The sequence below is a fragment of the Alteriqipengyuania sp. genome (assembly GCF_964222115.1).
Classification (GTDB): domain Bacteria; phylum Pseudomonadota; class Alphaproteobacteria; order Sphingomonadales; family Sphingomonadaceae; genus Alteriqipengyuania.
This window is the reverse complement of the sequence record NZ_CAXQBM010000004.1, coordinates 1-17991: the sequence shown is the minus strand read 5'-3', so window position 1 is coordinate 17991 and position 17991 is coordinate 1. Positions and strand designations below refer to the sequence as shown.

Here is a 17991-nt window from a genome sequence, read left to right as displayed (position 1 = left end):
CCACCATAGCCTGATGGGATCATTGGTGGCCGGGTGGGGAGGCGGGGTGGGAGGTATGCGCTCGGCTTAAAAGTGAAAACGCCCCGGCACGGGTGGCCGGGGCGCTCTCCGCAGCGCTGGTGGGACGCCACGCCTCGGCCCCCGCAAGGCAGGGACCAAAGATCATTCTGAAATCCTGCGCCGACCGGACCGCACTTCCGCAGCCTCCGAATCGACTGTGTTCATAAATAGCGGCAATTACATGAACGATCGGCAACGCTTGTCCGACCTTTCGTACAGGCTTAGGGGGCGCGGGTGACCACGCGTGATCCACCCTCGCCATCGGGACTGCCACAGGCGCTCGGGGCCTACATCCTGTGGGGCTTCATGCCGCTTTACCTGCTGTTGGTGCGGCAGGTGCCCGCGTTCGAATTCGTCGGCTGGCGGATCGTCTGGACCTTGCCGGTCTGCCTGCTGATCGTGGCATTCCGGGGCCAGTTTCCCGCCATCCGCGAAGCACTGAGCAACTGGCGCGCCTTGCTGATCCTCACCGCCAGCGCAGTCCTGATTGCGGTGAACTGGGTCGTCTACGTCTGGGCGATCCAGCAGAACTTCGTCTATGCCGCCAGCCTTGGCTACTACATCAATCCGCTGGTCAACGTGCTGCTCGGCACCCTGCTGCTCAAGGAGAAGCTGAGCCGGGCACAGTGGATAGCGGTGGGACTGGCGGGCATCGGCATCGCAGTGCTGGCTGCGGGTGCCCTTACCACCCTGTGGATCAGCCTGACCCTCGCGCTCAGCTTCGGCACCTACGGACTGCTGAGGAAGCAGGTGGAGGTCGGCGCCCTGCCCGGCCTCACTATCGAGAGCGCGATCCTGCTGCTGCCCGCGCTGGGAGTAGCCGCATGGTTCGCGGCGAGCCCGCAAGGCTCCTCCTTCGACGATTCGCTCGGCCTGAGTCTCGCCATCATGCTTGGCGGCGCGTTCACCGCCTTTCCGCTCCTCATGTTCGCCATCGCCGCACGGCGAATGGACTACTCGACGCTCGGCTTCTTCCAGTTCCTCGCGCCTAGCATCGTCTTCATCCTGGGCCTGACCGTGTTTGGCGAGGAGCTGCACCCGGCGCAGGCCTTCTGCTTCGGTTGCATCTGGATTGCCGCCGCGATCTTCGTGTGGGACTTGTGGGCAAGGCGCCGCGCAGCGAAACCCACCCCGGTCAGCTAGCCCTCAAAACTCCAGCCAATGGTCTTGCCCGCCATGAACGGTACCACCTGCGTGCCAGCGGCCGGGATGCTGTTAGGCACATCCTGGTCGCGCCGCACCAGCGTCACCGCATCTTCGTTCACCGGCAGCCCGTAGAAGCGTGGTCCATTGAGCGAGGCGAATGCTTCGAACTGACCCAGCGCCCCCTCTTCGTCGAAAACCTGCACATAGGCTTCCAGCGCATGGGGCGCGCTGTAGATGCCCGCACACCCGCACGCGCTTTCCTTTGCGTGCTGTTCATGCGGCGCGCTGTCCGTGCCGAGGAAATACTTGTGCGATCCGCCGGTCGCCGCCTTGCGCAGCGCCAGCCGATGCTCCTCCCGCTTGGCAACCGGAAGGCAATAGGCGTGCGGACGAATCCCGCCCACCAGCATGGCATTGCGATTGATATGCAGGTGATGCGCCGTGATCGTAGCGCCGACCGTATCGCCGCTCGCATCGACGAAATCGACCGCGTGGCGGCTGGTGATATGCTCGAAAGCGATCTTCAGCTCCGGCAAATCGCGATGGAGCGGGGCCAGCACGGTCTCGATAAAGACCTCTTCGCGGTCGAAAATGTCGATCTCGGCAGCGGTCACTTCGCCGTGCACACACAGCACCATGCCCGCCTCGGCCATCGCTTCGAAGACAGGGCGCAGCTTGCCGATATCGGTCACGCCGGACGCGGAGTTCGTGGTCGCATTGGCCGGGTAGAGCTTGGCCGCGGTAAACACGCCCTCGCGAAATCCGCCGATCAGGTCCGCCGGATCCGTATCGTCGGTCAGGTAGGCAGTCATCAGCGGCGTGAAATCCATGCCTGCCGGCACCGCAGCCAGTATGCGCTCGCGATATGCCCGGCCAAGCGCGCTCGTCGTCACCGGCGGAGTAAGGTTCGGCATTACGATCGCACGGGCAAACTGCCGCGCGGTCGCGCCCACCACGCTTTGCAGCATATCCCCATCGCGCAGATGCACATGCCAATCGTCGGGGCGGCGGATGGTGAGGCTGTTCGTCATGCCACGCCCCCTAACCCAACAACGCCCGGCAGGGGAGCCCTGACACACCTGACACAGTGTTATAGGGTGAAAAATCCGCCCCCACCTCAGCTACCGACCGGCTCAAGGAAAAAGGGTGAAATCTTGCGCATGGCGCCGATCCTAACCAGACGACTGCATGTAGGACAGCGCGCAGCACTGGCATGGCATGGCCCGCACCCCTATCTGCCTTTCCATGACAGCAACGCGCCTTGCAAATCGTGCCCTTATCCAACTCAGTCCGCTCGAGGATGGGGAGGATGTCACCGCATTCCTGCAGGGCCTGATTACCAACGACATATCGAGTGACCTGCCGGCCTATGCCGCGCTGCTGAGCGCGCAGGGCAAGACGATGTTCGACATGATCGTGTGGCGTGGCCCCCCGGGGGAGCATGGCCCGACCCTGCTGCTCGATTGCGAGGCTGCCGTGGCAGACGAACTGATGAAGCGCCTCACGCTCTATCGCCTGCGCCGCAAGATCGGGATTGCACGTGACGAGAGCAAGGGGGTGCACTGGTCGACCGAATCCGACGACCTCCTGCCGACCGATCCCAGGCTTGCCGCCCTGGGCCATCGCTGACTTGCCTCCTCAACCGATGACGAGCCTGCCGACGATGCGTGGCTCGCGCACCGCCTGGCTTGTGGCGTACCGGAGGGACAGGCGGAACTTGCAGACATGCTTTGGCTGGAGACCAATGCGGTCGAGCTGAACGGCGTCAGCTTCAGCAAGGGCTGCTATATCGGGCAGGAGAACACCGCCCGGATGAACTGGCGGCAGAAGGTCAATCGCCGGCTGGTGGTGGTTCCGATCGACCGGTCGGAGGAAAAGCGTCGCAAGGCAGAATATCCCGAGCTTGGCTTCACGGTGGACCACCTGCGGGTACCGGATATTCCCGCCGACCTCGTGCCCGAATGGATGCGGCTGGAGAAGGTGGAGTAAGTCCGGAACGCAAAGTGCTCCGCTACTCCGCTCGTCCTGAGCCTGTCGAAGGGCGAGCGTCTCAAGCGACCACACAAATCAGCGGCAATCCGTTCATACTTCGACAAGCTCAGCACGAACGGATTTCGGAAATCCGAAACGATCCTAAACGCTCTTGCGCCCCGCGCTCGCCAGCGATTCCACCAGCATCCGCTCGGCGATCTCGCGCGCGGTCGGCTGCGGCAGCTTGAGCGCAGCACAGAGCGGCGCGCCGAGCAGCGATTGTCCGAGCGCCATCAGCACCACCATGAGCGTGGATTCGAGCGCTTCGCGATCCGCCGGATGATCGGCGCCATCGCCTTCCTTGTGCACGTCCTCGATCATCTCGTGAATCGCATGCGCGAAAGGCTCCAGCGCGTCTTCCTGCCCGGTCGCCAGCAGCCAACTGACCAGCGCGCCGCCGCCTTCGTCATCGAAAGCATCGAAGGCCTGGTCCACGATCACGCGCGGGGATGCGCTGCCCGTGCGGTTGGCGCGGATCGACACGGCGATCCGATCGCACACCGATTCTGCCAGATACGCGCCCAGAGCCTGCTGCAACCCGGCGGCCGAACCGAAATGGTGCAGCAGGTTCGCATGAGTGCGGCCCACACGCGCACCCACCGCCTTCAACGTCACCGCCTGCGGCCCTGCCTCGATCAGCAGGTCGCGCGCGGCTTCCAGTGCACCGGCGCGCGATTCTTCGGGACTCAAGCGTTTACGTGTCGCCATAGGGGGCGGCGTTTTATGCCGCTTTGTCGGTAAGGCAAGGGTCTGCGCCCAGATCGAGCCGGTACAGGACGCAAGGTGCTTCGCCGCCACGGCTCAGGCTGTGCCGCTGAGCAACCCGCCCGGTGGGGACGAAGCCGACCTTGCGCAGCACCTTGCCCGATGCCGGGTTGTCCACAAAGTGCCCCGCGCTCAGGCACCGTTGGCCGGCCATTTGCGCAATCTCGATCGCGCCCATGGCCGCTTCCGTCGCGTAGCCGTGCCCCCAATGCGCACGGGCGATCCAGTAGCCTAGCTCGATATCGTCCTCCTGATCGGACGGGCCGTAACCGACGGCACCCACCACCTCTGCGGTGGCAGCGAGGGCAATCAGGAAACGCGGGGTGTGCGGGGGAATGTCGCGCGCGCAGAAATCGCGCGCGTCCTGCTCGGCATAGGGCCACGGAGCCCGCGCAAGGTTACGCACCACGCCTTCATCGGCAAGGCCCGCATGCACGCTGCGCCAATCCTCCGGCCAGGCAGGCCGCAGCAGCAGTCTCTCACTTCGATAGAACATCGCGAGTTCTCCCCCGCGCGGCCTTCCTCCAAAGGTCGCGCTGCACAAGGGAGACGAAAAAAGGGAGACGGGGCTGGCCCCCTCTCCCTCGATGGCCGGATGCTACCTCCGGCGGGGCCGCCTCGTTGGACGGCCCTGTTCGTGAACCGTCGCGTTATTCTGCCGCTTGCGCCAGCATGTCGACCGATACGTATTTGCGGCCGAGCTTCCCGTCGTGGAAGCGTACAATACCGTCGGTAAGCGCGAAAAGGGTGTGGTCCTTGCCCATGCCGACATTGCTGCCCGCATAGAACTTGGTGCCGCGCTGGCGCACGATAATGTTGCCCGCGACAACGCCTTCGCTGCCGAACTTCTTCACGCCGAGACGACGACCGACCGAATCGCGACCATTGCGCGAGGAGCCGCCTGCTTTTTTATGTGCCATTGCGCTTCGTCCTTATCTCTTGCCGGGGTTCGCGCTTACGCGTCGCCCGAATCCTTGGTGGCAGCCTTCTTGGCAGGCGCCTTCTTGGCCGCGGTTTTCGCCGCAGGAGCCTTGGTGGCAGCAGCCTTCTTCGGCGCGGCTTTCTTGGCCGCAGGCTTGGCCGCAGTGTCGGCCTTGGTGTCGGCAGCCTTGGGAGCGGCCTTCTTCGGCGCAGCCTTCTTGGCGGGCGCAGCCTTTTCCTCGGTCTTCGGAGCTTCGGCCTTCTTGGCCGCAGGCTTCGCCGCTGCCTTCTTGGCGCCTTCGCCCACATCGAGGATGCGCAGCAGGGTCATCTGCTGGCGATGGCCGTTCTTGCGGCGATAATTGTGGCGACGGCGCTTCTTGAACACCACCACCTTCTCGCCCTTGGCCTGGGCGATGATCTCTGCCGAGACGGACACCTTGCCGGCATCGGCCATCTTGTCGCCTTCGCCTGCAAGCAGCACGTCACCCAGGGTGATCGTGTCGCCGGCTTCGCCAGCGAGCTTTTCGACCGCGATTTTGTCTCCGGCGGCAACCCGGTATTGCTTGCCGCCCGTGCGCACCACTGCGAACATCGGTTCAACTTTCAATCGTTTTGCTGTGACGCCGCCCCTCACGGAACAGCGTATCGGCGGGCAACACCATGGTGCGCCCCCCAAAGAAGGGCGCGCTTAAGCGAAGGAGCGGGCCAAGTCAACGCCGCGAGCGGGAGAAAAGTGACGAAACGTGCAACGCCCCTACCGCCTCTGCCACGGCCAGGCTAAGGAGGCCGATATGAACGCAACGCGCATCCTCTTGATCCTTGCCGGAACTGCCACGCTGGGCGCCTGCGCCACCGCGCCCGATAGGGACTACCCGTCGCTCGGCATTCGCGAGGCGGAATATACGAGCGGCCAAGTGCCGCTCCCTACCGGCGATTGCGCGGATAGTGCTGTGGCAGGTGCAGTGCGCGAGCAAGGCCAGCTGACCCCGGTCGACCCGGATGCCCCTCCCCCGCCGCAACCGGTGCTGTCGAACGAACTCGCCCTGCGGGTCGTCCAGCTGGAGGAGCAGGCGCGGGCTGCACATGCCGATTTCGAACGCGCCACTCCCGCGACCCGCGCTGCCGTGCGTGCCCGCGGTGCGGAGGGCTCGAAAAGCTGGGGCCGCGCCGAGGTCGCCTATGCCAACCTTCGTTCGATCCGGGCGCGCACCGCGATTCCCTTCGGCGAGCTGGAAATGCTGCTCGCCACCCGGGCCGTGGCAGGCGAACCGATCGACGAGATCGTCCTCGCCCGCGATGTCGTGATCGCGCTGATCGAGCAGGAAGACGCGGTGCTTGCGGAGCTTGCGCCGAACTGATGTCGGTCGCCTGCGCCACCTGCCCCGTTCGCGATCGCGCCGCCTGTGCGGTGCTGAGCGGGGAAGAACGCGACCAGCTGGCCAGGAGTGGCCGTCACCGCGTGCTGGAACCGGGCGAAGTCCTGTTCCGGGCGGGCGAGCAGGCGGACACCTGCGCCACGCTGACCAGTGGTGCGCTGAAAGTGACAGCGACCGACGCGGATGGGAACGAGCGGATACTGGCGCTGGTCCACCCCGCCGGGTTCGTGGGCGAGTTCTTCCAGCCTTTCGACGATCACGAGGTGGTTGCACTGGCGCCTTCGCAGGTGTGCATCTTCGCCGGATCGGACATCGAGTCGGCCATGGCAGCCCACCCCGCCCTCGCCCGCGCGCTGTTGCGCCGCGCGCAGGAGGATCTGCATGCCAGCCGCACGCTGCTGGCGCTGACGGGCAAGTCCGACGCACAATCCCAGGTTGCCGGGTTGATCCTCGGCTTCGCGCAGGCGGCCAGCGATTCGCCCTGTCACCCCGCGCACCAATTCGATCTGCCGCTCAGCCGCGCGGACTGCGCCAACATGCTGGGGCTGACCATCGAAACGGTCAGCCGCAAGATCACCGCGCTGGAGAAGTCCGGCATCATCGCGCGCAACGGCAAACGCGGGATCGAACTGGTCGACCCCGCGCGCCTCTCCGCGATTGCCGGAAGCTGATCAGGCCGTAACGATCCCGGCGATCAGCAGGACGGTAAAGGCCCACACCACGATCAGGACGGGCAGCACCATCATTTGGATCGCCGCATCCTTGCCCTTCAGCAGGCCCGTGTGCGTGGCGATGCCGTGCCGCATCAGTTCGCCGAAGCTCTTGGCACGGGTTTCGGGCTTGCGACCGAGGCCGAGCCAGAGTGCAGGCGCCCCGAACAGGCCGACGATGAAGATCGCGAAGATTGCCATCGGGATCGCAAGTTCGGGCGTCGATAGCCCGATGCCGAGCACAGCGATGAACCCGAGATAGAGCGCCACGGTTGCGCCATAGAGCACCGTCGGCATTTCGAAGGTGCGATCGACGTCCTGCCGCACATTGGGCAGCTCGGCATGTGCCGTTGCGCTGTAATCGATGATGGCTTCTGCAAGACCCTTGGACATGACGGGCTCCTTTCCTCCTCGTGTGAGAGAGGTTTTGCCCCATGCACGGATGCCGCGCCTTGATCTGGATCAAACGGCGCAGATTATTTTCATGCCCATCGGTTTCGGTCGGCGAAATCCTGCGCGCGCGGCTCGATCCAGTGCCAGCCATCGGCGCGTTTTTCGCGCTTCCAGACCCACGCGGCGCTTTTGAGGTAATCCATCAGGAAATCGACCGCGTGGAAGGCATCGCGGCGGTGACGCGCGGCGGCGGCAACCAGTACGATCGCCTCACCCGGATGCATCACGCCGATCCGGTGCCACACCAGCAGCCCGTCGAGGGGCCAACGCTGGAGAGCATTGTCCGCCAGTTCGCGCATCCCCGGCAGGGTCAGCGGCTCGTAGTGGGTCAGTTCTAGCACGCGCACATCCTCATCGGGCCGCACCTTGCCGAGGAATGTCGCGATCCCGCCCGCTTCGGGATGCGCGGCGTTGAACGCAGCCAGCGCCTCGCCAACAGACATTCCCTTGTCGAGCAGGCGCACGTCCGCAGGAGCATCGAGACGGAGACGAGCCATCAGCCGCCACTCACTGGAGGCAGCAACGCAACCTCGTCGCCGTCCTTCGCGCAGAGTGTCGCCTTGTCCGAAAGAACCTTGCCTGCGCACGCGATGTGCACACGCGGTTCACGCAATTGCTCTGCAACTTCGGCAGGGACCGCCGCAAGCAGGCCCTCCCAGTCGAGCGGGGCAGGATAGTCCGCCTGTGCGGCTCCGGCCAGATCGCGTAGCGGGCCAAGGAAGAGGACAGTTACGGACATACTATTCCTCTCCTCCCCATGGGGAGGGGCCGGGGGTGGGGGTTCGGCGTCAATGGCGATGAAGAACCAGGTGAAGCCCGCAGTACTCCCCCACCAGGCCTCCCCCTCAAGGGGGAGGGGATCGAATATACAGCGCTCATCCGCCCGTCACCGACATATGGCGCGGCTGCGCCGGAGCGAGCCCCGTACCGATGCGGAAATCGTGGCGTTCCGGCTTGATGAGCATGGCCCGGTCAAGCGCCTGCGCAGCCTCACGATCCGGCGCGTGCGAGCGCAGCGCTGAGCGCAGGTCGACCCGTTCCCCTCCACCGAGGCACGGGTAAAGCTGGCCGGTCGCGGTGACCCGCAAGCGGTTACACCCCGCGCAAAAATTCTCGCTCATCGGGGTGATGAAGCCGATCCGTCCGCCGGTTTCGGCAATATCGAAATAGCGCGAGGGGCCGGGGGTACGCGCATCGCTGGGAGTCATGGTCCAGCGCGATTCCAGATCGGCGCGTACTTGCGACAGCGACAGGAAACGATCCTCGCGGCGCTCGTCGACCTCGCCCAGCGGCATCGTTTCGATCAGGCTGATGGCATGGCCTTGCGAATGCGCCCATGCGACGAGGTCGGGAATCTCGGCATCGTTGACGCCGCACATGGCGACTGTGTTAAGCTTGATCTCCAGCCCCGCGTCGCGAGCCGCTGCGATCCCTTCGAGGACCTGCGGCAGTGCATCTCGGCGTGAGAGCGCTCTGAAAGTGGCCGGGTCGCGCGAATCGAGCGACACATTGATCCGCCGCACCCCCGCCCTCGCCAACGCGTCGGCATGCTGCGCCAGCTGCGTGCCATTGGTGGTCAGCGTGACCTCGTCCAGCTCTATTCCCACATGCCGCCCGATCGCGCGCACCAGATCGATTACGTCGCGCCGTACCAGCGGCTCGCCCCCTGTCAGGCGGATGGTGCGCACCCCGCGCCCCATGAAGGCACGGGCGAGCAGGTAGAGTTCTTCCAGCGTCAGGATGTCCGCCTTGGGGAGGAACTGCATCCGCTCGGGCATACAATAGGTGCAGCGCAGGTCGCACCGGTCTGTCACGGAAAGGCGCAGGTAAGTGATCCGCCGGTGATGCGAATCGACCAGCGGCGACGCCAGTGCGGTGTCGAGACGATCAGCCTTCCGTGTCGTCATCCACGTTTCCGTCATCGCAAATGCCCGTTTCGGCAAGCGGCAGGTACTGCCCAGTGATCGCGGGCGCCCGCCCGAGAAATTCGACCATGCGCGCGACCGCCCCGGCATCGGAGCCAGCGACCAGATTAATGCAATGATCGGGATGCGCACGGGCAAGGTCTCGCGCGGCAGCACGGCGCCAGTCGGCATGGTCGAAGGGGGCCGGGTCCATCGTCACGACCACATATTCGCTGCCTTGCGCCGCCGCTTCGCGAACTTTCTGCGACCATTGCGAATGGAAGGCCGCCGCAGCATCCAGCGCCGCTTCGGGCAGGGTATCGACCTTGACTATGGCTGGACCGCCTTCGGACATGTCAGGGCCGCTCGCGGTGCAGCGTGATCCCGATCTTTTCCGCACCGATGCCGATGGCTAGCTTGACGATCTTCACGCTGACCGCCTCGATCCGTGGGTCTTGCAGGAACAGCGTTTCGCAGATGTGGTCCGCTACGGCCTCGATCAGCTTGAAATGCACGCCTTCGGGCAGGGCCTCGGTCGCGGCGTGCCTTAAGTCCATGTAATTCTTGCTCGCGTCGAGCGAGGTTTCCGCATCGTAGCGCGGCTGGGGCATCATGCGCGCTTCGATACTGATCCGCAGTGGCTGCGGCTTGCCCGTCTCTTCCGAATAGATGCCCGTCAGCACATCGGTTTCGATATCGGCGACCTGCAAGGTGAGTGTGTCAGTCATCGCGGCCCTTCAAGCAGAATTGCGCCACCGCGCAAAGATTGCTGTCGGCAGCACGCGACCTCGTTCGCCCTCTTCGCGAACACCCAGGTCGCCATGTTCCACCGTACCATCAATATCGGCAAAGGCTTCGTCGAGCAGTGCGGCGAGTGCAAGGCTGCTCATGCGCACGGCATAGACGGTGAGGAACAGGAAGCGGCTGTCATCGTCCAGCAGGCGGCGGCAATCCGCGATCAGCGGGGCAAGGCCTTCCTCGATCCGCCACGTCTCGTTCTTCGGCCCGCGCCCGAACTTGGGCGGGTCGAGGATGATCCCGTCATAGCGGTTTTCGCGCCGGACTTCGCGTGCAGCAAACTTCGCCGCGTCGTCCACCAGCCAGCGGATCGGGCGATCCTCCATTTTTGCGAGCGCGGCGTTCTCGCGCGCCTGCGCGACGGACTTCTTCGAAGCGTCAACATGGGTGACGGGACCGCATTGCGACAGCGCGAGCGTGCCGACGCCGGTATAGCCGAACATATTCAGCGTCTGCGCGTCCGGCTTACCCGCCAACTCCCCGCGCATCCATTCCCACACCGGGGCCATATCCGGGAAAAAGCCGAGATGGCGGAAGGGGGTGCATTGCGCGTGGAAGCGCACGCCGTCCCACGAAAGTTGCCAGCTATCGGCAATGTCTGGCGACAGGTCCCAGCGGCCACCGCCATCCTCGTCCGCACCGGGCACGAACTCGCCATCGGCCTGCCAGTCGTCCTGCTGCGGCGACCACATCGCTTGCGGTTCGGGACGGATGAAGGAGTAGCGGCCGAAGCGTTCGAGCTTGCGGCCATGCCCGCTGTCGACCAGCGCATAATCGGCCCAGGGCTCGCCGATCATCAGCTGCGGTTCCAGGCGCAGTGTCGCCATCAGCGGGCCGCGCGCCCGGCAATGAAATCGCGCACGGTGTCGTATTCGGCGGGGAGCGTTTCAAAACGCTCCTCGCGGTCCATGATCCCTTCGACACGTGTCGGCAGGTCAGGGCGGATGCCGATAGCCTGCTCGACCGCGTCGGGAAACTTAGCCGGATGCGCGGTGGCGAGCGTGACGAGCGGGACCGCCGCGTCGATCTCGTCGGCGGTGACAAGCGCGCGCGCCGCATGCAGCCCGACGGCGGTATGCGGGTCGATCACCTCGCCGTAGCTCTCGTGACCCCAGCGCATGGCTTCCAGCGTATCATCCGGCGTGGCGCGCACTGCCGAGAATAGCGTCGCAATCCTCTCGCGCTGTGCGGGGTCGAGCGCCAGCATCTTACTCTTGCCGAACCCGTCCATCTGCGCCGCTAGCGCTTCCGCATCGCGCCCGTTCGCCTCGAATAGCAACCGCTCGAAATTGGAGCTGACCTGGATATCCATCGAAGGCGTGATCGTGGCGTGGCTCTCGCCCACCGAATAATCCCCGTCGCGGATCGCGCGGGCAAGGATGTCGTTCTTGTTGGTCGCGACGATCAGACGCTCGACCCGGAGGCCCATCTGTGCCGCGACATAGCCCGCGAAGACATCCCCGAAATTGCCGGTCGGCACACTGAAGGCGGTCTTGCGCTCGGGCGCGCCGAGTTGCAGCGCGGCGTGAAAATAATAGACCACCTGCGCCATCAGCCGCGCCCAGTTGATCGAGTTGACCGCACCCAAACTGACTTTCGATGTCAGCGCCTCGTCCGCGAACATACGTTTCACCATCGCCTGTGCATCGTCGAAGCTGCCTTCGATGGCGATGTTGTGGACGTTCGGCGCGCTCACCGTGGTCATCTGGCGGCGCTGGATTTCGCTCACCCGGCCTGCCGGATGGAGCATGAAAATCTCGATACCCTCGCGCCCAGCCACCGCATCGATTGCGGCAGACCCCGTGTCGCCGCTGGTCGCACCGACAATGGTCAGCGTCTTGCCCTGCCGCGCAAGAAAGGTCTCGAACAGCAGGCCGAGCAGTTGCAAGGCGACATCCTTGAACGCCAGCGTCGGCCCATGAAACAGTTCGAGCAGCCAGTGCTGCGCGTCGAGTTGCACCAGCGGCGTCACCGCAGCGTGGTCGAACGCAGCATATGCGCGACCGCACAGGTCGCGCAGCTCGGCCTCGCTCAGGCTGTCCCCCACAAACGGCGCCATGATCCGCACCGCGAGGTCAGGATAAGGCAGCCCCCGCATCGCCCGGATCTCGTCCGCCGAAAATTGCGGCCACGCCTCGGGCAGGTACAGCCCGCCATCGCTCGCCAGCCCGGCAAGCGTCACGCCTTCGAAATCGAGCACGGGCGCCTGCCCACGGGTAGAGACGTACTGCATCACAAGCGCGCGTAGCGGTGCATCCACTTCGCGGCAAGCGAGCGGATCGCCCTCAAGCGTCAGCGATGGCGTCCGCTTCTTCTACTTCGCGTTTCAACCGCGAGAGGCCGGCAGCAGCTTGCGCCGCGTGCGGCCCGATCCAGCGCTCGTGGATCGCCCGGATCGGCATGGCGTCGAGATAATTGAAACGCTCGCGCCCCTTCTTCACCGCCACCACTAGCCCCGCCTTCTCCAGCACGCGCAGGTGCATCATCACGGTTGTCCGATCCAGCTCCGTAAATGCCGAACACAGCTGCTTGGTCGTTAGCGGGCGCAGTTTCAGCGCATCGCAAATTGCGCGCCGGACCGGGTTCGCCAGTGCCTTGAAAACGCGGTCGGTCTCATCTTCATTTGACATGTTAGCTTTTTATAACATATTTGGACGCGACTCAAGAGGAGCCCGTCCGATGGAACTCAAGTTTCGCGTATCAGCGCATATATCGAAACCGGTGCATGAGGTGTTCGAGGCAGTCGCCGATCCCGAAAAACTCTCGGCCTACTTCACCACTGGTGGTGCGAAAGGCCGGATCGAGGAAGGAGCCGAGGTGACCTGGGATTTCCACGATTACCCCGGCGCCTTCCCGGTTTACGTAATCGAAGTCGTGCCCGACCAACGTATCGTCCTGCAGTGGGATGCATATGAAGGCGAGCCGTGCGAATCCGCTGCCGAACAAGCGCCAACCGATTACCGCACGACGGTGACAATGACTTTCAAACCGGTCGAAGGCGATCCGGACCGCACACTTGTCGAGATCGTCGAGGAAGGCTGGCGGGAGACACCGGAGGGGCTCAAGGGAAGCTACGGCAATTGCATGGGCTGGAGCCAGATGCTCGCCGCACTCAAGGCGTGGATGGAATACGGCATCAACCTGCGCGAGGGCTTTTACAAGTGAACTAGCCCTCCCCGCGCTCCTCGCCCATGACCCGTTTCCTCACCGCGAGCCCGTAAATCACAAGTGCGGTGAGTGCGAAAAGAAACCACTGCCACGCATAGGCAATGTGATTATTGGGCAAATCGGACGGATCGGGTCGCTCCAGGGGGAGCAAGCCGGCGCGCGGCGGCATCGCGACCAGACGTGGCCCGGGGGCGACAATCCCGGTGACTTCGCCGCCATTCCAGATCGGCCCTTGCGGCTCACGCGTCCAGCCCAGCGCCACGCGCGCCTCACCACCTTCTGCCAGCACGCATTGGGCGATCTGCGCCCAGCCCTTGGTGCCCTTTTCATTCGTCCCCGCGACCGCAGTCAGTTCGGTCACCTTCGCACAATCGATCGTCGTCATGCGGTAAAGCCGCTCGGTCAGTTCTTCGTCATTGCTCGGCCAGCGCACAATTGCGCTCTTTTCCTCGGCAGCGGCGTAGCGCTGCAAGAGTTCGGCCTTCTCGTCGGCACGGCCCAATTGCCAGAACCCCAGGGCGATCATGATGAGTACCGCCGCCAGCACGATAATCGTCGGGATCGGCGGCAGGCGCTTGAGATAAATCATCGTCCGGCTTCTCCGGCTTGCTGGCGATATTCGGACCATAGCAGTGCCGCTTTCGCCAGTCGCAGTCCGCCAAGGGTGAGGCCGACGCCCAGCGGCAGCCACAGGATCACATGCACCCACCATGGCGGCGCAACTGCTACTGCCAGCCAGGTAGCAAGGCCGACAAGGATCGCGCCGATGATCAGGGTCAGGAAGGCGGCGGGTCCGTCACCCACATTGAATCGTACGAAATCCAGGTCACAGGCGCGACAATGCGGGGCAAAGGCGATCCATCCGGCAAACAGCGTGCGCGCTCCGCAGCGCGGGCACAGACCGAAAAGGGCAGCCTCGCCGAATGCGGGCTGCCCCTTCGTATTTTCCGACAAACCGGAGGCCTTGCGGCCGTCATCCGTCATCAGTGGACTTCGGCGCCCCAGCCACCCCACACGTAGACGGCGATGAAGAGGAACAGCCACACCACGTCGACGAAGTGCCAGTACCATGCCGCCGCTTCGAAACCGAAGTGCTGGCGCGGGGTAAAGTGGCCCAGGTACGCGCGGCGCAGGCATACGATCAGGAAGATCGTACCGACCAGCACGTGGAACCCGTGGAAGCCGGTCGCCATGTAGAAGGCGCTGGAATAGGTGTTGCCACCGAAGCCGAACGGCGCGTGCATGTATTCGTACGCCTGGATGCAGGTGAACAGGATGCCGAGCCCGACCGTAGCCCACAGACCCAGCTTCAGCCCTTCGCGATCGCCATTGATCAACGAATGGTGCGCCCAGGTGACCGTGGTGCCCGAACACAGCAGGATCATCGTGTTGAGCAGCGGCAGGTCGAACGCATCGATCACATGGATGCCGTCGGGCGGGAAATGGGCGAGCGCAGCCGCACCATCCTGCCCGATCAGGTTCTGCCACGTCCCTTCGGCCACCATTTCCAGCGGCGCAGGGAACAGCGCGAAGTCGAAGAAGCTCCAGAACCAGCCGACAAAGAACATCACTTCGGAAAGGATGAACAGGATCATCCCGTAACGCATGTGCAGCTGCACCACCGGCGTGTGGTCACCCGCATGCGCTTCGTTGATGATCTTGGAGAACCAGCCCCAGAAAGTCGCAATCAGCCCGGCGATTCCCAGGCCCATGATGACTTCCCAGCCGACCATTGTTTCCCGGTGCATGTAGAACACCATGCCGGTCGTGAAGGTCAGCGCGGAAAATGCGCCGATAAACGGCCAGATATCGGGGGCGAGAATGTGATAATCGTGGTTCTTGGCGCCGGCCATAGGTCGTGTTTCCTTTTCAGCGGCTCCGCCCATACCGAGGCTGTCCGCCATGGTCCAGAGGGTCAGGTCGCTTCGGGTGGTTTGACGTGGAAGGTGTAGCTCAGGGTAATCTGTTCGACCCCTTCCATATTGGGATCGTCCAGCGCAGCCGGATCGACGTAGAACAGCACGGGCATCCGGATTTCCTCACCCGGCTGCAGGGTTTGTTCGGTGAAACAGAAGCACTGGATCTTGTTGAAATAGGGGGCCGCCTGCTCGGGCTCGACATTGAAGGTCGCGGTTCCGGTAATCGGCACCGTGCCGTTGTTGCGGGCGGTGTAGAAGGCGAGATCGCGGGTGCCGATCTGGACGGTGTCGGTCGTCTGCTCCGGCGCGAAGTTCCACGGCAGGCCCGGGTCCGTATTGGCATCGAAGCGGATCGAGATCGGCGGCGCGCCCGCGCTGGCGGCAAGGCGTTCGGCCATCGCCGCATCGCTTTCGCTCGCCACTTGGGTCGTCCCTGCGAAACCGGTCACCTGGCAGAACATGCGATACAGCGGAACCGATGCGAAGCCGAGCGCGACCATCGCGGCCGCGATTCCCAGCGCGATCAGCGCAATGCGCAGGTTCTTCTGTTCAAGGGATGCCGGCTGGCTCGCCATCAGTCGGTCATCCGCACGATCGTGATGGCGTAGAACAGCACGACGAAGAACAGCAGCACTGCGCCAATGGCGAGGTTGCGGCCCTTACGGGCTTTCTTGAATTCCGCCTCTTCCTCGGGCGTCATGCGCGGGGGATGGTTCTGGTCGGTCATGAGATAACTCCGGCGTCCTGCAACAGGCGATCGGCCACCAGCGCGGCGAACAGCACAAAAAGATACAGGATCGAATAGGCGAACAACCGCTTCTCCGGCTTCATGGCGTCGCCTTCGGTCGAACGACGCATGCCGACCGGCACAGCAAGGATTGCGAACGCACTGGTCAGCACCAGCGATGCCACGCCATAGACCAGCCCCGCCGTACCAAGATACCAGGGTGCGGCCGCCAGCGGGACCATGAACAGCGAATAGGCGAGGATCTGGCGGCGGGTTGAACGCTCTCCGCGAACCACCGGCATCATCGGGATGCCCGCCTTTGCGTAATCGCTCTTCACGAACAGGGCGAGCGCCCAGAAATGCGGCGGCGTCCAGAAGAAGATGATCGCGAACAGCAGCACCGGGGTCAGCGTGACATCGCCCGTCACCGCAACCCACCCGATCAGCGGCGGGAAGGCGCCCGCCCCGCCCCCGATCACGATGTTCTGCGGCGTGCGCGGCTTGAGCCACATGGTGTAGACGACCGCGTAGTAGAAGATCGAGACGGCTAGGATCGCGGCAGCCAGCCACCCGATCGCAAGACCCATCAGGAGGACGGAAAATCCGCTGAGCAGTATGGCGAAATCGCGCGCATCCTTGGGACGCACCCGGCCCGAGGGGATCGGGCGATTTGCGGTGCGCTTCATCAGCAGGTCGAGATCGGCCTCGTACCACTGGTTGAACGCGGCCGCCCCGCCCGCGGCAAGCGCGATGCACAGGATTGCGGTGAAGCCGAGCACCGGGTTGATGCTGCCTGGTGCGGCCAGCATTCCGCACAAGCCCGTAAAAACCACCAGCCGCACCACGCCCGGCTTGGTCAGCGCAAGGAAGTCGCGCCAGTGGCTCGACATCGGCGTTGCTGCGCTGGGCGTGAGAAGGGTCGTGGTCGTGGTCATTGCTCGGTCGTCGATAGCGACGATCCGGAACAGCCGAAAGGCCATCCCGGATCATGCAACTCGTCCCCCGCGCCGCGCCTCGCACGCGGCCACGGGTATGCCGGATCAGGCCGTCGCGGGCTTCGCGTCGCCTTCACGCGGCAGGTGATCGTGATAATCGTGATGATCCTCGATCACGGGCAGCGTTTCGAACTGGTGGAACGGCGGCGGGCTCGACAGCGTCCATTCCAGCGTCGTTGCGCCCGGACCCCAGTAATTCGCTTCCGCGCGGCGGCCTGCCGTGTAGGCGTAGACCAGGTTTGCGAAGAAGATCAGCACCGAAATCGCCACGATGCCGTAGCCGAAGGTCGCGATCTCGTTCCAGTAGGCATAGGCTTCCGCATAGTCCGGATACCGGCGCGGCATGCCCTGCACACCCAGGAAGTGCATCGGGAAGAACACGATATTCACACCGATGAAGAACACCCAGAAGTGGATGTGTGCCAGCAGTTCGGAGTGCCAGCGCCCGCTCATCTTCGGGAACCAGTAGTAGAAGCCCGCGAACATGGAGAACACGGCACCCATCGAGAGCACGTAGTGGAAGTGCGCGACGACATAATATGTGTCGTGCAGGTTATCGTCCACGCCGCCATTGGCGAGCACCACGCCCGTGACACCGCCCACGGTGAACAGGAAGATGAAGCCGATCGCCCAGACCATTGGCGATTTGAACTCCAGCGAGCCGCCCCACATGGTCGCAACCCAGCTGAAGATCTTCACGCCCGTGGGCACCGCGATAACCATCGTCGCGGCGGTGAAATACATCTTCGTATTCACGTCGAGACCGACCGTGTACATGTGGTGCGCCCACACGATGAAGCCGATCGCCCCGATCGCCACCATGGCATAGGCCATGCCGAGATAACCAAAGACCGGCTTCCGGCTGACTGTGGCCACGATATGGGAAATGATGCCGAAGGCTGGCAGGATCATGATGTAGACCTCGGGATGTCCGAAGAACCAGAACAAATGCTGGAACATGACCGGATCCCCGCCACCGCTGGCGTCGAAGAACTGCGACCCGAAATTCCGGTCG

At 64.0% G+C, this 17991-nt stretch carries 25 protein-coding genes and 1 pseudogene; 5 read left to right on the top strand and 21 right to left on the bottom strand.

The window, feature by feature from the left end:
• The first annotated feature begins 294 nt into the window (after nucleotides 1-294).
• Nucleotides 295-1203 (top strand): EamA family transporter RarD, encoded by a 909-nt coding sequence (gene rarD, locus ACEQXE_RS00220; protein WP_370176889.1) that lies wholly within the window; start codon nucleotides 295-297, stop codon nucleotides 1201-1203.
• On the opposite strand, the gene pyrC is transcribed toward rarD, so the two are convergent.
• Complete coding sequence (gene pyrC, locus ACEQXE_RS00215) at nucleotides 1200-2237, bottom strand: dihydroorotase (RefSeq protein WP_370176888.1); 1038 nt, start codon at nucleotides 2235-2237, stop codon at nucleotides 1200-1202. The two genes, rarD and pyrC, sit on opposite strands and share 4 nt — an antisense overlap.
• Nucleotides 2238-2451: 214 nt before the next feature.
• Here pyrC and ACEQXE_RS00210 point away from each other — a divergent pair.
• Nucleotides 2452-3195: pseudogene (locus tag ACEQXE_RS00210) on the top strand (folate-binding protein YgfZ).
• 144 nt (nucleotides 3196-3339) lie between these two features.
• On the opposite strand, the gene ACEQXE_RS00205 reads toward ACEQXE_RS00210, so the two are convergent.
• From ACEQXE_RS00205 to rplU, 4 genes are all read right to left on the bottom strand, one after another.
• Nucleotides 3340-3945, bottom strand: coding sequence for a TetR/AcrR family transcriptional regulator (locus ACEQXE_RS00205; protein ID WP_370176887.1), 606 nt, complete (start codon nucleotides 3943-3945; stop codon nucleotides 3340-3342).
• A gap of 13 nt (nucleotides 3946-3958) precedes the next feature.
• The gene (locus ACEQXE_RS00200) at nucleotides 3959-4498 is read right to left on the bottom strand and encodes a GNAT family N-acetyltransferase (RefSeq protein ID WP_370176886.1); all 540 of its coding nucleotides are present in this window, start codon (nucleotides 4496-4498) and stop codon (nucleotides 3959-3961) included.
• A 154-nt stretch (nucleotides 4499-4652) separates the two neighbouring features.
• On the bottom strand, nucleotides 4653-4922 hold the full coding sequence (rpmA, locus tag ACEQXE_RS00195; RefSeq protein ID WP_370176885.1) for a 50S ribosomal protein L27: 270 nt from the start codon (nucleotides 4920-4922) through the stop codon (nucleotides 4653-4655).
• 35 nt (nucleotides 4923-4957) lie between these two features.
• The gene (rplU, locus tag ACEQXE_RS00190) at nucleotides 4958-5518 is read right to left on the bottom strand and encodes a 50S ribosomal protein L21 (protein WP_370176890.1); all 561 of its coding nucleotides are present in this window, start codon (nucleotides 5516-5518) and stop codon (nucleotides 4958-4960) included.
• A 199-nt stretch (nucleotides 5519-5717) separates the two neighbouring features.
• On the opposite strand from rplU, the gene ACEQXE_RS00185 reads away from it, so the two are divergent.
• Nucleotides 5718-6284, top strand: coding sequence for a hypothetical protein (locus tag ACEQXE_RS00185; protein ID WP_370176884.1), 567 nt, complete (start codon nucleotides 5718-5720; stop codon nucleotides 6282-6284).
• Nucleotides 6284-6973 (top strand): Crp/Fnr family transcriptional regulator, encoded by a 690-nt coding sequence (locus tag ACEQXE_RS00180; protein ID WP_370176883.1) that lies wholly within the window; start codon nucleotides 6284-6286, stop codon nucleotides 6971-6973. The genes ACEQXE_RS00185 and ACEQXE_RS00180 overlap by 1 nt, the downstream gene beginning before the upstream one ends.
• Here ACEQXE_RS00180 and ACEQXE_RS00175 read toward each other — a convergent pair whose 3' ends face one another.
• The 9 genes from ACEQXE_RS00175 to ACEQXE_RS00135 form a co-directional block, all read right to left on the bottom strand.
• Complete coding sequence (locus ACEQXE_RS00175; RefSeq protein ID WP_370176882.1) at nucleotides 6974-7405, bottom strand: hypothetical protein; 432 nt, start codon at nucleotides 7403-7405, stop codon at nucleotides 6974-6976.
• A gap of 89 nt (nucleotides 7406-7494) precedes the next feature.
• Complete coding sequence (locus ACEQXE_RS00170) at nucleotides 7495-7962, bottom strand: molybdenum cofactor biosynthesis protein MoaE (protein WP_370176881.1); 468 nt, start codon at nucleotides 7960-7962, stop codon at nucleotides 7495-7497.
• Nucleotides 7962-8204 (bottom strand): MoaD/ThiS family protein, encoded by a 243-nt coding sequence (locus ACEQXE_RS00165; protein ID WP_370176880.1) that lies wholly within the window; start codon nucleotides 8202-8204, stop codon nucleotides 7962-7964. Before ACEQXE_RS00165 ends, ACEQXE_RS00170 begins: the two co-directional genes overlap by 1 nt.
• A gap of 136 nt (nucleotides 8205-8340) precedes the next feature.
• Nucleotides 8341-9372 (bottom strand): GTP 3',8-cyclase MoaA, encoded by a 1032-nt coding sequence (gene moaA / locus ACEQXE_RS00160; RefSeq protein WP_370176879.1) that lies wholly within the window; start codon nucleotides 9370-9372, stop codon nucleotides 8341-8343.
• Entirely contained in the window at nucleotides 9353-9724 is a 372-nt protein-coding gene (locus ACEQXE_RS00155) for a Rossmann fold domain-containing protein (RefSeq protein ID WP_370176878.1), read from the bottom strand. Before ACEQXE_RS00155 ends, moaA begins: the two co-directional genes overlap by 20 nt.
• A 1-nt stretch (nucleotide 9725) precedes the next feature.
• Nucleotides 9726-10097, bottom strand: coding sequence for a dihydroneopterin aldolase (locus ACEQXE_RS00150; RefSeq protein WP_370176877.1), 372 nt, complete (start codon nucleotides 10095-10097; stop codon nucleotides 9726-9728).
• A 9-nt stretch (nucleotides 10098-10106) separates the two neighbouring features.
• Nucleotides 10107-10994, bottom strand: a complete 888-nt coding sequence (locus ACEQXE_RS00145) for a class I SAM-dependent methyltransferase (protein WP_370176876.1) — start codon at nucleotides 10992-10994, stop codon at nucleotides 10107-10109.
• Nucleotides 10994-12400, bottom strand: coding sequence for a threonine synthase (gene thrC, locus ACEQXE_RS00140; RefSeq protein WP_370176875.1), 1407 nt, complete (start codon nucleotides 12398-12400; stop codon nucleotides 10994-10996). Before thrC ends, ACEQXE_RS00145 begins: the two co-directional genes overlap by 1 nt.
• 52 nt (nucleotides 12401-12452) lie before the next feature.
• Complete coding sequence (locus ACEQXE_RS00135) at nucleotides 12453-12797, bottom strand: ArsR/SmtB family transcription factor (RefSeq protein WP_370176874.1); 345 nt, start codon at nucleotides 12795-12797, stop codon at nucleotides 12453-12455.
• A gap of 49 nt (nucleotides 12798-12846) precedes the next feature.
• On the opposite strand from ACEQXE_RS00135, the gene ACEQXE_RS00130 reads away from it, so the two are divergent.
• The gene (locus tag ACEQXE_RS00130) at nucleotides 12847-13332 is read left to right on the top strand and encodes an SRPBCC family protein (protein ID WP_370176873.1); all 486 of its coding nucleotides are present in this window, start codon (nucleotides 12847-12849) and stop codon (nucleotides 13330-13332) included.
• A 1-nt stretch (nucleotide 13333) separates the two neighbouring features.
• On the opposite strand, the gene ACEQXE_RS00125 is transcribed toward ACEQXE_RS00130, so the two are convergent.
• The 7 genes from ACEQXE_RS00125 to ACEQXE_RS00095 form a co-directional block, all read right to left on the bottom strand.
• Entirely contained in the window at nucleotides 13334-13924 is a 591-nt protein-coding gene (locus ACEQXE_RS00125) for an SURF1 family cytochrome oxidase biogenesis protein (protein WP_370176872.1), read from the bottom strand.
• The gene (locus ACEQXE_RS00120; protein WP_370176871.1) at nucleotides 13921-14319 is read right to left on the bottom strand and encodes a DUF983 domain-containing protein; all 399 of its coding nucleotides are present in this window, start codon (nucleotides 14317-14319) and stop codon (nucleotides 13921-13923) included. Before ACEQXE_RS00120 ends, ACEQXE_RS00125 begins: the two co-directional genes overlap by 4 nt.
• On the bottom strand, nucleotides 14319-15188 hold the full coding sequence (locus ACEQXE_RS00115) for a cytochrome c oxidase subunit 3 (protein WP_370176870.1): 870 nt from the start codon (nucleotides 15186-15188) through the stop codon (nucleotides 14319-14321). The genes ACEQXE_RS00120 and ACEQXE_RS00115 overlap by 1 nt, the downstream gene beginning before the upstream one ends.
• Before the next feature lie 62 nt (nucleotides 15189-15250).
• Complete coding sequence (locus tag ACEQXE_RS00110) at nucleotides 15251-15829, bottom strand: cytochrome c oxidase assembly protein (protein ID WP_370176869.1); 579 nt, start codon at nucleotides 15827-15829, stop codon at nucleotides 15251-15253.
• On the bottom strand, nucleotides 15829-15981 hold the full coding sequence (locus ACEQXE_RS00105) for a hypothetical protein (protein ID WP_370176868.1): 153 nt from the start codon (nucleotides 15979-15981) through the stop codon (nucleotides 15829-15831). The genes ACEQXE_RS00110 and ACEQXE_RS00105 overlap by 1 nt, the downstream gene beginning before the upstream one ends.
• A complete protein-coding gene (locus ACEQXE_RS00100) occupies nucleotides 15978-16916 on the bottom strand; it encodes a heme o synthase (RefSeq protein WP_370176867.1) in 939 nt (312 codons plus the stop codon). The genes ACEQXE_RS00105 and ACEQXE_RS00100 overlap by 4 nt, the downstream gene beginning before the upstream one ends.
• Nucleotides 16917-17021: 105 nt before the next feature.
• Nucleotides 17022-17991, bottom strand: a 970-nt coding sequence (locus ACEQXE_RS00095; protein WP_370176866.1) for a cbb3-type cytochrome c oxidase subunit I, incomplete at its 5' end; no start/stop codon positions are given.